Here is a 15924-nt window from a genome sequence, read left to right on the forward strand (position 1 = left end):
GTGTCTGTTACTCCGGGTATGTCTTTATTAACGGTCGTGCCGACAATTGCCGATTCAGCGGCCTATGGCAGTAACTTTGAATTCTGGTTTAGCGACAAAAAACTGAAAGATAAGTCTGAGAATGAAGTTATCACGAATGCAAAGAAAATCGGCCAGGGCCAACGTTGGACACAGGAAAATCTTAAAGTTGGTCATGAATATTTTTTCTATATTCGCACGATAAACAGTTACGGTAAATCGGCGTTTGTTGAAGCATCAGGTTTTCCAAATAGCGTAGCGAGCGATATTCTTGATGAAATAGACAAAAAAATTAACGATACGGAAGCCATTAAACAGCTAAAGAAAGGAATAGATAGCAGCACAGAGGCCATACTGGAAAACGCGAAGGGACTCAACGGCAATACGCAGTACTTCATGCGTCAAAACGGCAAGATGAAGGCGAAAATCGTCAGGGTTGACAATTATGTGGTAACCGAGACTAAAGCCTTAGCCGAGTCTATCCATCAAGTCAGAGCGACAGCGGATAAGTCATGGGCAGCCGCTCAGAATTCGCTACAAGCTAAGTATGACATGAAAAAAAGGCGAGGCTTCTGCAACTTTCACTAACTTGGTTAAGATTGTTTATGATGGCGTTTCTTACGATGCAGGAATGGTGATAGGTGCGGAATTAAAAAACGAAAAAGTAACCACTGTGATGGGGTTTAATGCGCAACAATTTGCTTTTTATAATCCTAGCAACGGGAAAATGGATTTATTTATGTATCTGCAAGATGGACAGGTTTTTATTAATGAAGCGTTCATTAATGAAGCTGGCTCAATAGCGTTGTCGTTATCGACAAAATACAATCCCAAAACTACCTACCTGAAAAATCTGGATTCATCCTTGATGCTAAAAACAATCGCTTTGAGATGAACTCGAATAGTAAAGATAGTCGATTTACCTTTGATGGCACCGGATTACGTCTTTATGACGAAAAGGGGCAGGTTAGAATAGAAATTGCGTTGGAGTGATAAGATGCTAATCCCCAAATTTAATATTTATCATGATGGCGGAGAAATAGATAATATTCTTCAATCATTCGGCTTTGTTATCCATTCAGAAGAAGTTGATTTTAAAAAAAACAGCTTTCAATTCGATCAGCGTTTTCTTAAAGGTGGCAGAAAAATAGTTGCGGTTCCTCGCATTGATATTGCCCATACCGGTAATAAATATCCAGCAATTGAGAACGTCCATATATATGGAAATATCGTTAGCTGGAATTATACGAATTTTTGTATTGGATGTGCAACGATACCTATCATTCATGTTTTTAAACTGATTTAACGTTAATTTATGAAACCGGTAATAAAAGTAAATGGTGCAGAACTTGGGATTTTCACTTCCGTCACTTATGTCTTGGAAAGATTAATCGATTTTTCCAGGGAAGGTACGCCAGATCAAAATGTGCAAGGGTTCAAAAACTTAAGATATAGCGTAAATCATCCAAACATTTTGAATAGCTATTTGGTATTTCATCGTAATGCGAGGAGGGAGGGTGAAAATTCAACCTATACGGAGGCAATCAAGCAAGGAAATGTATTTGCTATCCGCGCGCACAATACGACAAATGTTTATATTTATAGACCCCAACTACCTAATGACAGCAATGACAAAGGTTTTTTGAAAATTCACAACGAAAAAAAGGAATTATTTTATTCGTCCAGTCATCTACCCTTAAAAATAGATGATATCGTTTTCGGCCCATTTCCAAAACCAGGCTATTTCGGTCAAATGACTTTAGTCTATATTACTGCCGTTTATGAGCCTGATAATCAAGCATTGGCATTCGTTAATGGTTATAGTGTTTCAAAAGATGGCATTATCGCAATCACAGAATGGACCGGTCCTAGTTTTGGCTGTAAAGGTTGGGGGTACAATAATAACTTTGGTGCGGTGATGGCTTATGCGCCTGACGCTTATCCAAGATGGAAGTAACCAATTCATAGAGATCGTTTAATTGCGATTTTCTATATCAAAATTTCAGGAAAAAACATGATTTATAAAGATGGCACCGTAACTGTCGTGTCAGGCTCTTCTATTGTCAAAGGCACAGGCACAAAATGGAACAGTAATAATCCGTTGGTATCACCTGGCATGTTAATGCTGATTAAAAATGGTAATATTAACTATCCTTACATGATATTGTCAGTCAACAGTGATACTGAATTAACGTTAGCAGATAAGCCGACTTTTAGCGCAACAGATACCACTTACAGCATTAATCTCACTGAACCCAATAATAATTCTGATGCGGCAAGAGCACTTGTTGCTGCTAACACATACATCCTCTACTTTCTGCAAAACATGGATACCTGGATGGGGGAAAACGGTGTCGTTGAACTTACGCTACCCAGTGGCAAAACGGTTAAGTTAGAGTCAATCAAGGCACTGCAAGAATTAGTCGAAGGAAAAGCAGACTCAAGTGCTATCGATGAAATCAAGGAAACAGTAAAAGGCAAAGCAGATGCTAAAGATGTTGTAGAAATAAGCGAAAAGTTAGATAAAAAATTTGATAAAACGGGCGGTGAAATTAACGGTAATGTGCAATTAAATGCGGGAAAATAAATTCAAAGCACGGGGATAAGGTTGTGTCCCATACCTTTCAGGATAAGGATGGTACCTTGATACAGATGGGTGATTTTGGATTAGGCGGTACAACTATTTATGAAAGAGGAAATGAATCGATAACAGGAGGCTGTGGTTTTTTTAGTAATCTTGGTTATGATGATGACCGCTTTGATGGTAAATGGGGTTCAGGAATTAGACTCCAGTATGATAAGAATAGTTTTTATTTTCTCTTTCTAGATGGTTATGGGAACACATGGACAGCTATCCATTTGGCGGATAAACAGTCTTTTAAGTTAAAAAAGCAATGGAGTGAAAATAACACAACGGTTGATGGTAATGGTTTTATCAAAAAAGCCTCACCGATTATTAAAATTTATCCTAATGGGAATTTTGGAACGAATGAGGAGTCAGAAGGCGCGATTGTTCAACGACTCGATACAGGAAAATATTTGATTTCCAGAGTATTGGGCTATAACTCAGACGGCGCATGGGGTGTGAATGGAGGTGTTTCAGTACCTAAAGATATTAATGGCTTAGAACTTATCTACGTCAGAGACAAAATTTTATCTAATGGTAACATCGAGATTCAAACATTTCATCGCCAACACTCGCATTTACCAGAAGATTTTCAGAACTGGCGGATTAAAGAAATTATTGATGGAAAACCAACTTATTATATCGATGGTGAGCCGTGTGATATTCCGCCATCGACATGGCTAGATGTGAGGGTAGAGATGCCGGTTGATTCAATCTGGAATCAGCAACACGCGCAAACCAAATAGCCCCATCACAGGGGCATCCTATTAGCAGCATTGGTGGAAGTTGTTAACCATTAACTGTTAGTTGCGTGTAAGTGGCTTTGTGTGAGATAGCGGTTTTGCTCTAAGCATAATGGTAAAGATAGCACACGGGGGTGAAAAATTAATTTGTACATAACTGTGTATATAAAAATAACTTTAATTACCATAATATTAATTAGTTCATTGATTATTAATATTATTTTTAAACAAAGATTTATTTTTGTATCAAATAAAAGACAACAAATTAGTTAATTTTAACCTGCTAAAGATAAATTTTTTACTCTGCTATTAAAACAATAAAAATGAAATAAAAAGGTGATATTATGGCGAATAAAAGAGTGAACACTTTGCGTGCTTCACTAATATGCTGTGTAATATTAGCAATAACACCAGCATCTGCTGAGTTGGCGCAAATAGACACGATCACAAATACCCAAGTCCCTTTAACAAATTTGGTTTCTGAGCAGAAAAATATCACTGCGCCAGAGATACAAAAAAGCCGTCAGCAACTGCAAGGCTGGTTATCACCTGGTACTAATTTAGTCTACATAGACAGGTTAGCGAAGCTCTATGCTGAAAATAATATGCAACCTTTATGGGATGATGAACCTGCGGTATTAGAATTTAAACAGCAATTAGCAGAATTAGCACTGGCTGGTTTTCAGCCTCAGTTTGGTAAATGGCTATCGTTATTAGTAAAAAATAAACAACTCAATCAGATTGAACGAGATGTTATTTTGTCAGATGCGATGTTAGGTTATTTATATTTTATATGTAATGTAAAATATAATGGCAAAGATTGGTTATATCAAAAAACACCTTTTCAACTCCGCGAGCCAACGATTGGCGGTGTTTCTCAGTGGCAAACGGCAATTAATTCTAAACAATTAGCCAGTTGGATCAAAACATTAGCGCCACAACACGCCTCATATCTACCGATGAGAACGAAAATGTTGGCTTATTTAGCAGATCAACAAATATGGCCAAAAATAAATACGGTGAGTCTATTAAAACCAGGGCAAACAAGCAATGATCTTGTTTCTTTAAGTGAAATTTTAACCCGCAATGGGTTATTAACGCAGGATGCCGATACAGATAATACTCGTCATTATGGTGGCTTATTAGTTGATGCGGTTAAACAATTTCAGCGAATGTATGGATTAGAGCCGGATGGTATTATTGGTAACGCAACATTAAAATGGCTAAATACTTCTCCTACCGATCGTGCTGGTTTACTGGCGATTAATATCCAGCGCTTAAGAATTATTCCTAATGAAGGTGGCTCTGGCATCTTAGTTAATATTCCAGCTTATACTTTACATTTTTACTTAAATAATCAATTGATTATAGATTCTAAAGTCATTGTGGGTCGCCCTGATCGTAAAACCCCGATAATGAGCAGTGAACTTAATAGTGTTGTTATTAATCCACCTTGGAATGTCCCTACCAGCATGGTGCGTAAAGATATTTTGCCTCAAGCTAGAAGGGATCCGGGCTATTTTGCTCGCCGAGGTTTTACGGTTTTATCCGGATGGGAGCGTAATGCCTATCCTATTGATCCTTACTCGATTAATTGGAATGCCATCTCATCTTCCTCCTTTCCCTATCGTGTACGCCAGGCACCCGGTCCATCCAATGCCCTAGGCCGCTATAAATTCAACATGCCAAGTTCTGACGCAATTTACTTACATGATACCCCTAACCATAGTTTATTTAATCGGCAAAATCGTTCAATTAGCTCGGGTTGCGTTAGAGTGAATAAGGCATCAGTTTTAGCATCAATTTTACTTGCGCGTGCCAGTTGGGATCAAAAGCGTATTGACGGTGCACTTCAATTAGGTGAGACACGTTATATTAATATTCCGGGTCGAATACCTATTTATCTTTATTATCAAACTGCCTGGGTTGATAACAAAAATATCGCTAATTTTCGCGATGACATCTATGGCTATGACAATGTTATTTATGGGGCGATGAATTATTTAAATGAAATAAGAACCTCTCTTAACCAATGAATAAAAATAATATAAAAGAGGCAAAAACTTCTTTTATATTAAATGATAATCACAGATTATTTTTTACCCATTAAGTATAGATGCATAAATATCGCTGTTAATGGTAAATTATGCTTTTTTCAAGATAACAGACTAAACGTAGGTCGCTAACAAAATTGATTGATAATCAGCCTAATATAAGTATGATTTGTATAAATATTGAACAATTTGATGTGCTTATCGCAATAATAGATTATAATAATGTTATTTGTATTTATAATTAATATGTATTAATTGTGATATTCTATAGCGTTACATGAATATTTTTTACATAATTATACAAAATTAGTGAAATAAATTCGGTATAATTATCGTACATATTGATTATTATTTTTTCTTTTTATTTGAGTTAAGTGGCTATGGACAATATTGATCAGAATCGACGAAAATGGCTAGGTTATGGCGCGATAACACTAGGTTTTAGCTTATTACCTAGCCATGCCTTTGCGGCATTAACCACCCCGCGACCCAAAATTTTGCGCTTTGAAAATCTTCATACTGGTGAATTTCTTAAGACTGAGTTTTTTGATGGTCGCCGTTATAATAACGCTGAATTGACCCGATTGAATCACTTATTCCGTGATCATCGTAATAATAAAATTAAAACTATTGATCCGAAATTATTTGATCAGATTTATTTGTTGCAAATGTTAATGGGAACCAATAAACCTGTTCAACTCGTTTCTGGTTATCGTTCTGTCGAAACCAATAATGCACTGCGACGTAAAAGTAGTGGAGTTGCTAAAAATAGCTATCATACCCATGGTCGTGCAATGGATTTTCATATTAAAGGGATCGAACTTAGTCATATCCGTAAAGCAGCATTAAAGATGCGCGCGGGTGGAGTAGGCTATTATCCTAATAGTAATTTTGTCCATATTGATACAGGACCGGTCAGAAAATGGTAATCTATTAGATATTAAATAAATTTTTATTTAAATAATGGATTTACAACTATATGAAATTCAAAATTATTCCTGTAACCGATTTTAGGCAGAATTGTACGCTAATTTGGGATGAAAACAGCTTAGATGCCGTTATTGTTGATCCTGGTGGTGAAGCAGCAAAACTAATTGCTGAAATTGAAAAGCGTTCATTAAATTTACACTATATCTTGTTAACTCATGGTCATTTTGATCACGTAGGTGCTTGTGCCGAGATAGCAGCACATTTTTCGGTGCCCATTTATGGCCCGCAAAAAGAAGATGAATTTTTGATCAAAGGATTGGCAGTGCAAAGTCAAATGTTTGGCGTTGCACAATGCCCTGACTTTACGCCTGATCGCTACTTGCAGGAAGGAGATGAAATTCGTTTTGCTGATATCAAACTGTCGGTCTTACATTGCCCAGGGCATACGCCTGGACATATTATCTTTGTTAATCATGCGGATAAGCTAATTTCGATGGGAGATGTACTTTTCCAGGGCAGCGTTGGGCGCACTGATTTTCCACAAGGTGATCATGCAACATTAATCCATTCAATTAAAACAAAAATTTTGCCCCTCGGTGATGATTATCAATTTATTCCTGGCCATGGAGCAATGTCTAATTTGGCTGCTGAGCGACAATTTAATCCCTTCTTGCAAGACTAGTTTTATCCAGATCCGATAAATTTGATGTTGGCTGTGAATAATAAAAAACCGATTAGGGCATTGGCCTAATCGGTATCTATCTGAATTAAAAGATGTTTCTTTACAATACGTCAATGATAGCTTTGCATAAAGGAACCATATTCTCTAACGTTAAGCCAGCAACATTAATTCGACCTGAACTAATTGCATAAATTGCATGCTTTTCACGTAACTGAGCTACCTGTTCTTCATTAAGTCCACTAAAAGAGAACATGCCGTTTTGTTTGCTAATAAAACTAAAATCTTGCTTAGCGCCTTTTTCTTGTAATGTATTGACAAATAATTGCCGCATCCGTTGGATACGTTGCCGCATAGTTGTTAGCTCTTCGATCCATTCTTTTTTTAGTAATTCATCAGATAAAATCGTAGTAACAATAGCTGCACCGTGGGCGGGGGGATTAGAGTAGTTGGCGCGAATAATCGATTTTATTTGACTAAATGCTCGTTCTGCTTGCTCACTATTATTGGCAATAATTGTACAGGCACCAACCCGTTCATTATATAAACCAAAATTTTTCGAGTAGGAACTGGCAATGATAATTTCAGGATTTTTGTTGGTAAAAATACGTAAACCTTGCGCATCTTCGTCCAAGCCTTTAGCAAAGCCTTGATAGGCAAAATCAAAAACCGGCAGTAAGCTTTTCTCTGCTGCCAGCGTAGAGAGTATTTCCCACTGTTCTGGCGTTGGGTCGATACCGGTAGGGTTATGGCAGCAACCATGCAGTAATAGAACATCACCTGGTTTTGCATCTTCCAAGCTGGTTAACATGCCGGCAAAATCCAGATTGTGCTTTTCAGCGTCATAGTAATGGTAATAACAGCTTGTCAGGCCGGCCGCTTTAAATATATTCTCGTGATTTGGCCACGTTGGTTGGCTGATCCAGACGCGTTGGGCAGTGGTCTGTTTAGCAATAAATTCAGCCGCGATCCGCAATGCTCCGGTTCCGCCTGGTGCCTGTGACGTGCGGGCACGGTTTTCGGCAATAACCGGATGGTTGTTGCCGAAAAGCAATGCTTGCGTAACGGTGGCAAATTCCGCTATCCCACTAATAGCAAGATAATTTTTAGTCACTTCCTGCTCTAACAGATATTTTTCTGCTTTTTTGACGGAAGTAAGAATGGGGGTTTTCCCTGACTCATCCTTGTAAACACCAATACCTAAATTGATTTTTTGTTTACGCGGATCAGCATTAAAACTCTCTGCTAAACCTAAGATAGGATCCGCAGGAGCCGCAATAATATTTTCCAACATATTTATAATTCCAGTAACTCAATTGTTATTTGGTAATCGAGGGATCTCAGGTTAACGCGATGAAAATGATTTGCCAACACTCTGCGATAAAAATAAGGCAAACTTGTGATATTAGTTTAGGTTGGTATTGTCTGATAGGTAACAATATTTTAACAGTTAACATGAACTACTAAAAAAAGCAGCGCTTATGCGCTGCTTTTTAGATTTACGTTTTCACTTTTACTGTTAAATCACCGCTAAGCGATAATTAGAACTGGTAAACTAAGCCTAAACCAACCAGGTTGTCTCTGCCAATACCATATTTATCAGCAAAGCCATTGCTGCCATTGATTAGGTTAATTTTGTAATCAACAACTGCGGTCAGGTTTTTGTTGAAATAGTAGAAAGCACCTAAAGAAACGTATTTCACTAAGTCTTGCTTCTGCGAGTAGGCAGGATCAGTTAAATCTTTACCTTTAGACTGCACATAGGCAATAGATGGTTTCAGACCAATTTCGTCAAACAGATACTGACCAACCAATTCAAAGTTCTCAGTTTTGTTAGCGACGCGAGTTAGACTAAGATCAGTAACAGGATCTACACCTCTACCAAAACGGGTCATATTACGGGTTTCACCGTACATAGCTGCCAGATACAGGTTGTTGGCATCATATTTGATACCGGCGTTCCAACCTTCCGCACTGTTACCGCCAGCCCCACTGTCAGTTTTTTGCTGATCAGTCAGGCCACGATTGGATTTAGCATAACCCGCACCCAGCGCCACGCCCCAGCCGATATCATAGTTAGCAGCCAAACCGAAGCCATCACCGTTATTTTTCAGAACCTCTTTGCTATCTGATTTATTGCTTTCCGTATTTTTGCCTTGGTATTGTAGGGCGAAGTTCAAGCCATCGACCAGACCAAAGAAATCAGTGCTACGGTAAGTTAACAGGTTACGGTTACGGCCAGTCAGATAGCTGTCAGCCTGAGACATAGAGTCTGCACCATAAAGAGGCAGCACGTCAGTCCAAGCGTTGACATCATACAGAACACCGTAGTTGCGACCATAGTCTATTGAACCAAAGTCAGCAATTTTCAAACCGGCATAAGCTAGACGGTTTGTGTTTTCGTTCTCAGCTTCACTTTTGTTGGTTTTAGTTTCCCATTCGAAACGACCAAAACCAGTCAGCTGATCAGAGATTTGAGTATCACCTTTAATACCAAGACGAACACGCGAATCATCGCCTTCATCGCCACCACTGCTTTTGCCAAAGAAGTGACGAACGTCAACTTTACCGTATAGATCCAGTTTGTTGCCGTCTTTGTTATAGATTTCAGCTGCGTTTGCTGTACCAGCTCCAGCTATCAACGCCGGGATAACTATTGCAAGAATATTGCGCTTCATCATTATTATTACCCTCATTGGTGTTATTCGGAGACCTGCCACTGCCAAAAATAAATTCCCAACCATTGGGAACTATCTCTAAGAGTTTAGTGTCGTCTCGTTTCTGCGTCCAGTGTTCCATTGGTAAATATTTTTATCTACCCTGAAAATGATACAAAAATACAATATTTGTAACAAAAAGAAATTATATGTTTCAAAATGTAAATAAAGGGGAACTTTTTGATATTTATCATAAATAGAAATAAAAAGACCAGCGGTATACTGGCCAGTTATGATTAAAATATTTATTCGTTTTATAAGATTAAATATTTAAAAGCTCGCGTTACGTGGAGTGCGCGGGAAGGCGATGGTTTCACGGATATTTTGTACCCCAGTGACATAAGCAACTAGGCGTTCAAATCCAAGACCAAATCCAGCATGGGGTACGGTACCATAGCGACGCAGATCGCGATACCAACTATAATCTTGTTGGTTAAGCCCCATTTCGTCCATGCGAGCATCCAGTTTATGCAATCGCTCTTCACGCTGAGAGCCACCAATAATTTCGCCAATACTTGGCGCTAATACATCCATAGCAGCAACGGTTTTATTATCATCATTCAGACGCATATAAAAAGCTTTGATATCTTTTGGGTAATTTTTAACCACCACGGGGGCTTTGAAGTGTTGTTCTGCTAAATAACGTTCATGTTCCGAAGAGAGATCAATACCCCAAGCCACTGGGTTTTCAAAGGTTTTGCCCGATTGCTCTAGCACTTTAATGGCATCGGTATAGTCGATTTGGGCAAAATCAGAGACAATAAATTTTTCCAACCGGCTGATCACCTCTTTATCAATCCGTTCGGCAAAAAAGGTTAAATCATCATGGCGTTCTTGCAAAACCGATTTGAAGACATACTTTAACATTTTCTCGGCCAGCGACGCGATATCGTTCAAATCGGCAAAAGCCACTTCTGGTTCAACCATCCAGAATTCGGCTAAATGGCGGCTGGTATTTGAGTTTTCTGCCCGAAACGTTGGGCCAAAGGTATAAATTTTGCTTAAGGCACAAGCATAAGCTTCGCCATTTAGCTGACCGGATACGGTTAGAAATGCTTCTCGGCCAAAAAAGTCTTTATCAAAATTAATATCACCTTTTTCAGTTCGAGGAATATTCTGTAAATCTAACGTTGAGACCCGAAACATCTCACCGGCACCTTCGGTATCGGAGGCGGTGATAATGGGGGTTGAGACCCAAAGGTAGCCTTCTTCATGAAAGAAACGGTGAATCGCTTGGGCTAGCGTATTGCGAACACGGGCAATGGCGCCGATAAGATTGGTGCGCGGACGTAAATGTGCCACTTCGCGTAAATATTCAACGCTATGACGCTTGGCAGCCATCGGATAACTATCCGGGTTTTCTACTATACCGACGACGACAACCTGAGTAGCAGATAATTCAAATTGTTGTCCTTGACCTTCCGATGGCTTGACAATGCCGGTTACTTCAACCGAACAGCCGGTGGTCAGGTGTAAAACGTCGTTTTCATAATTATCTAGTTCTTTATTTACAATAGCCTGTAATGGATTAAAGCAGGAACCGTCATAGATAGCGAGGAATGAGAAACCGGCTTTTGAATCTCTCCTTGTACGTACCCAGCCACGAACGGTGACTTCTTCGCCTACCGCTACACGGCCTTGTAGTACTTCGACTACAGGCGCTATGTTCATAAAATACTCTCTTTTGCAATTTAGTTGTTTAAAGTTGTTTGATCCCGTTTGGGAAAGGCTTTATGTTACTTGTCCACACGTAGGAAACAAGTAAAAATAGCAATTTTAAAATGGGAATAACCAGATGAAAAGACCTTTGTAATAAGAATTTAATTTACCTTGACGCGCCAATCAACAAAATAGCTTGCCATAATAATCAGTTAGGTTTGTTATCAACCCGCTTAGTTATATTGGGAATATCAAAGGCTTTTTTCAAGCGATCAATAAATTCATCGTCATCACAGATCGTTTTTCCTGGACTATCAGACAACTTAGCAACTGGCTTACCATTACATTCCACTAATTTAATCACAATATTAAGCGGTTTTACCTGAGGAATGTTGCAGGTTAAACGGGTTCCAATACCAAAAATAAGGTTAATACGTTTATAAAAATGTTTATAAAGGATCAACGCTTTTTGTAGGTCAAGGTTATCTGAAAAAACCAGTGTTTTACTCATCGGATCGATGGCCAGTTTTTTATAATGACGAATTGCCTTTTCACCCCATTCTAATGGATCGCCTGAGTCATGCCGCAATCCTTGATAACGATTAGCAAAGGTAATATCGAAGTCACGCAGGAAAGCATCCATTGTAATGCAATCTGTTAGCGCAATACCTAATTGATCGGGATATTCATCCAGCCAACTTTGCAGCGCAACGCGTTGGCTATTAGCCAAATCCTCACTAATTTGCTGATGAGCTTGAAACCACTCATGAGCTTGAGTACCCACCGGTCTAAGTTGTAGTTGTTCAGCCAACTTATAATTACTTGTACCCGTAAAATAAGGGAAATGGTTTTTGAGCTCATTAACAATAGCGAATTGCACCGTACGAGAAAAACGCCGACGAGTGCCAAAATCCATTAATTTAAAGTTTGCTAAATCGATATTTTGCATTTTTGCGTCTTGGTAAAAATGCTTAATCAATTTGTGTAACTGTTCAATGGCATCTTTGGCTGTTACAGTGGGCGAACGGGAGCGGTGAACCAGTTCGCTGATTAAGGCTAATAGAGGGACTTCCCAAAGAATGACTTCACGCCATGGACCACTAATTCTGAGTGCTAATTGATTTTCTGGCGTGGTATAAACGTTAACCTGCCTGGGATTGAAGCGAAACGCCTTTAACCAATCAAGATAATCAGTTTTAAAAAAAGGCAGACCACGCAGATAGTGGTATTCAGTTGGCGTTAATGCAACGTGCGCCATTAAATCTATTTGTTGGCGTACAGCTTGGGCATAGTTACCAAGTCGTTCATCACTACGGCAACGAAATTCTGCCACTACCGATACATGGTTATAGTGATGAAAAACGGCTTGTTGCATATGCAGTTTATAAGCATCAGTATCTAGTAGTGATGTAATGATAGGTGGTGCATCTAAATTCATAATGCGTTAGCTATCCTCGCGGAAGCATTACTCTCGACTTAAAGATAAAATATGCCAGAGTATACCTGTTGATGCTAGTAAGAGTGAAGGCTGTTGTATATATTTCTGGCGTAGTTATAAAAATTCTAATCATCTATTTGATATTATCAACTTATTTTTATATTGGCAGTGTTTTTTGCCGCAATAAATAACCTATTAATCAGGACTAGCAAGCTTGAATATTAATTACAGGTAAATGATTTATGATCAAAAGAAACAAGTTTTAAGATATCATTATTGCCAAATAATTGACCACATTGAGAAATAACAATAATTAATACAGGTAAAAATTTATTATGACGCAACAGCGACAAGAGAAATATCGTCAGGATTATCAGGCGCCCGATTACACTATTACAGATATTGAATTGGATTTTGAGCTTGATCCAGCAACAACCATCGTTACCGCTATTAGCCAAGTAAAACGATTAAATTCGCAGGCTAATCGGTTGATACTCGATGGTGAAAACTTGATTTTGCGTACGATCCATATTGATGATGAACCGTGGAGCGCCTATCGTGAAGAGGCCGGAAAACTGATTATTGAGTCAGTGCCTGATACTTTTGTTCTTAAGATCGTTAATGAAATAAACCCATTAAAAAATACCGCGCTAGAGGGGCTTTATGTGTCAGCTGATGTGCTTTGCACTCAGTGTGAGGCAGAAGGTTTCCGCCATATTACCTATTATTTAGATCGGCCAGATGTCTTAGCGCGTTTTACAACCTCTATTACTGCCGATAAAACTCGTTATCCTTATTTGCTTTCTAATGGCAATCAAATTGATAAAGGAGAAAAGGAAGATGGCCGTCATTGGGTAAAATGGCAAGATCCGTTCCCTAAGCCAAGCTATCTTTTCGCCCTGGTAGCCGGTGATTTTGATGTTCTATATGATAATTTTGTTAGCCAAAGTGGTCGTAATGTAACGTTAGCCCTTTTTGTCGATAAGGGTAATCTAGATCGTGCCGACTGGGCAATGGTGTCGTTGAAAAATGCCATGCGGTGGGATGAGACACGTTTTGGTTACGAATATGATTTAGATATTTACATGATTGTTGCTGTTGATTTCTTTAATATGGGGGCGATGGAAAATAAAGGACTCAATATTTTTAATGCCAAATATGTGTTAGCAAAAACAGAAACGGCAACGGATAAGGACTATCTAAATATCGAAGCGGTAATCGGTCATGAATATTTTCATAATTGGACGGGTAATCGTATTACTTGCCGTGACTGGTTTCAATTAAGCCTTAAGGAAGGATTAACGGTTTTTCGTGATCAAGAGTTTAGTTCGGATTTGGGTTCTCGTTCAGTAAATCGGATTGAAAATGTCCGGCTGATGCGCGCGCAACAATTTGCTGAAGATGCCAGTCCAATGGCACATCCTATTCGTCCGGAAAAAGTGATTGAAATGAATAACTTCTATACTTTAACCGTTTATGAAAAAGGGGCGGAAGTTATTCGAATGCTGCATACTCTGTTAGGTGAGGAGCTATTTCAGGCGGGTATGAAACTTTATACTGCTCGTCATGATGGTAGTGCAGCAACCTGTGATGATTTTGTCCAAGCTATGCAAGATGCCTCTAATATCGATTTGACGCTATTTCGTCGTTGGTATAGCCAATCGGGTACACCTTTAGTGACGGTCAGAGATGAATATTTAGCGGATAAGCAGCAATATTTACTGCATATTAGCCAAACCACCGCGCCAACGGCAGATCAAGCAGAAAAATTACCTTTGCATATACCATTAGATATCGAGCTGTATGATACAAAAGGTCATGTTATTCCCTTACAGCATAATGGTCACGCTGTGCACTCAGTGCTTAACGTGGTTAAAGCACACCAGACTTTTGTTTTTGATCAAGTTAATTCGCGGCCAATACCTTCATTATTGCGTGAGTTTTCCGCACCGGTGAAATTGGATTATTTATATACCGATGAGCAATTAGCATTCTTGATGCAATATGCTAGTAATGAGTTTGCTCGTTGGGATGCGGTGCAATCACTACTAGCAATTTATATTAAAGACAATGTGGTACGCTTACAGCAAAGGGAAGATTTAATCCTACCGTTGCCTATTATTGATGCATTCCGAGCGGTTTTACTTGATGAAGCCTGTGATCCGGCTTTAAAAGCGCAACTATTTACTTTGCCATCAGAAAATGAAGTTGCCGAGTGGTTTGAGATCATCGATCCAATAGCGATCCATGTTGTTATTAACTTTATTTGCCAAAAATTTGCCACTGAAATGGCGGATGAATTTATTGCCGTTTATCATGCCAATAAAGTCACCAAGTATCGGATCGATCATGGGGATATTGCCAAACGTTCCTTGCGGAATAAATGCTTATTTTATCTGGCTTTTGGTCATGATAAGCAACAGGCTGATAAATATGTATCCGAGCAGTATTATCAGGCTAATAACATGACGGATACAATGGCGGCATTAACTGCTGCTGTGGCGGCACAATTACCGAGTAGTCAACAGCTGATGGCAGCGTTTGAACAACGCTGGCGCCATGATGGTTTGACAATGGATAAATGGTTTATGCTGCAAGCTAGCAGTCCGGCTAAAAATGTTCTGACAACGGTACGTTCTTTGCTTACTCATCCAACATTTAGCATGGAAAATCCTAATCGAGTACGTGCACTGATAGGGGCTTTTGTTGCCCAAAACCCCTCGGCGTTTCATGCAGCAGAGGGTACTGGCTATCAATTTTTAGTGGAAATGTTAACTATTTTAAATAGTAGTAATCCGCAAGTTGCTTCGCGTTTAATCGAACCATTGATTCGTCTAAAGCGCTATGATGAAACACGGCAAAATCAGATGTATCTAGCGTTAAAACAGTTACAAGGATTAAGCGATCTTAGCGCGGATCTATTTGAAAAAATTACTAAGGCGTTGGAAAACCAATAGCATTTTATTTTTACTAAATTGCTAGTCTTTTCCTTAAACAAAACGATTAGTCAAATAAGATATCCCTTCTTTTGCAAGAGTATCTGGGGGGATATCTATTAAT

The 15924-nt window shown here is 38.9% G+C and carries 14 protein-coding genes; 10 read left to right on the top strand and 4 right to left on the bottom strand.

Annotated features, from left to right (window positions below):
* The 9 genes from ArsFIN_RS27255 to ArsFIN_RS06505 all read left to right on the top strand — a co-directional run bounded on the left by ArsFIN_RS27255 (position 1) and on the right by ArsFIN_RS06505 (position 7053).
* On the top strand, positions 1-606 hold the full coding sequence (locus ArsFIN_RS27255; protein ID WP_246067358.1) for a phage tail tip protein J-related protein: 606 nt from the start codon (positions 1-3) through the stop codon (positions 604-606).
* A gap of 1 nt (position 607) precedes the next feature.
* A complete protein-coding gene (locus ArsFIN_RS26960) occupies positions 608-913 on the top strand; it encodes a phage tail tip fiber protein (protein ID WP_210409101.1) in 306 nt (101 codons plus the stop codon).
* A 102-nt stretch (positions 914-1015) separates the two neighbouring features.
* Positions 1016-1324 (top strand): hypothetical protein, encoded by a 309-nt coding sequence (locus ArsFIN_RS06475; RefSeq protein WP_135677595.1) that lies wholly within the window; start codon positions 1016-1018, stop codon positions 1322-1324.
* Between the two features lie 9 nt (positions 1325-1333).
* The gene (locus ArsFIN_RS06480; protein WP_135677596.1) at positions 1334-1975 is read left to right on the top strand and encodes a hypothetical protein; all 642 of its coding nucleotides are present in this window, start codon (positions 1334-1336) and stop codon (positions 1973-1975) included.
* Between the two features lie 57 nt (positions 1976-2032).
* On the top strand, positions 2033-2605 hold the full coding sequence (locus tag ArsFIN_RS27260; protein WP_246067360.1) for a hypothetical protein: 573 nt from the start codon (positions 2033-2035) through the stop codon (positions 2603-2605).
* Positions 2606-2628: 23 nt separating this feature from the next.
* The gene (locus ArsFIN_RS06490; RefSeq protein ID WP_135677597.1) at positions 2629-3390 is read left to right on the top strand and encodes a phage tail fiber protein; all 762 of its coding nucleotides are present in this window, start codon (positions 2629-2631) and stop codon (positions 3388-3390) included.
* 341 nt (positions 3391-3731) lie between these two features.
* A complete protein-coding gene (gene ldtD / locus ArsFIN_RS06495) occupies positions 3732-5423 on the top strand; it encodes a L,D-transpeptidase (RefSeq protein ID WP_026822282.1) in 1692 nt (563 codons plus the stop codon).
* 398 nt (positions 5424-5821) lie between these two features.
* On the top strand, positions 5822-6370 hold the full coding sequence (locus ArsFIN_RS06500) for a YcbK family protein (RefSeq protein ID WP_135677598.1): 549 nt from the start codon (positions 5822-5824) through the stop codon (positions 6368-6370).
* A 50-nt stretch (positions 6371-6420) separates the two neighbouring features.
* Positions 6421-7053 carry an MBL fold metallo-hydrolase gene (locus tag ArsFIN_RS06505; protein WP_026822280.1) on the top strand — a complete coding sequence of 211 codons (633 nt, stop codon included), beginning with the start codon at positions 6421-6423 and terminating at the stop codon, positions 7051-7053.
* A gap of 100 nt (positions 7054-7153) precedes the next feature.
* On the opposite strand, the gene ArsFIN_RS06510 is transcribed toward ArsFIN_RS06505, so the two are convergent.
* From ArsFIN_RS06510 to pncB, 4 genes are all read right to left on the bottom strand, one after another.
* Positions 7154-8344, bottom strand: coding sequence for an amino acid aminotransferase (locus ArsFIN_RS06510; RefSeq protein ID WP_026822279.1), 1191 nt, complete (start codon positions 8342-8344; stop codon positions 7154-7156).
* A 247-nt stretch (positions 8345-8591) separates the two neighbouring features.
* Positions 8592-9731, bottom strand: a complete 1140-nt coding sequence (locus tag ArsFIN_RS06515) for a porin (RefSeq protein ID WP_276324658.1) — start codon at positions 9729-9731, stop codon at positions 8592-8594.
* Between the two features lie 306 nt (positions 9732-10037).
* Positions 10038-11438: an asparagine--tRNA ligase gene (gene asnS / locus ArsFIN_RS06520; RefSeq protein WP_026822277.1), complete on the bottom strand. Its 1401-nt coding sequence runs from the start codon at positions 11436-11438 to the stop codon at positions 10038-10040.
* A gap of 196 nt (positions 11439-11634) precedes the next feature.
* Entirely contained in the window at positions 11635-12864 is a 1230-nt protein-coding gene (gene pncB, locus ArsFIN_RS06525) for a nicotinate phosphoribosyltransferase (RefSeq protein WP_026822276.1), read from the bottom strand.
* A gap of 335 nt (positions 12865-13199) precedes the next feature.
* On the opposite strand from pncB, the gene pepN reads away from it, so the two are divergent.
* Entirely contained in the window at positions 13200-15821 is a 2622-nt protein-coding gene (gene pepN, locus ArsFIN_RS06530) for an aminopeptidase N (protein ID WP_026822275.1), read from the top strand.
* Positions 15822-15924: the final 103 nt, after the last annotated feature.

The sequence above is a fragment of the Arsenophonus nasoniae genome (genome assembly GCF_004768525.1).
GTDB lineage: Bacteria > Pseudomonadota > Gammaproteobacteria > Enterobacterales > Enterobacteriaceae > Arsenophonus > Arsenophonus nasoniae.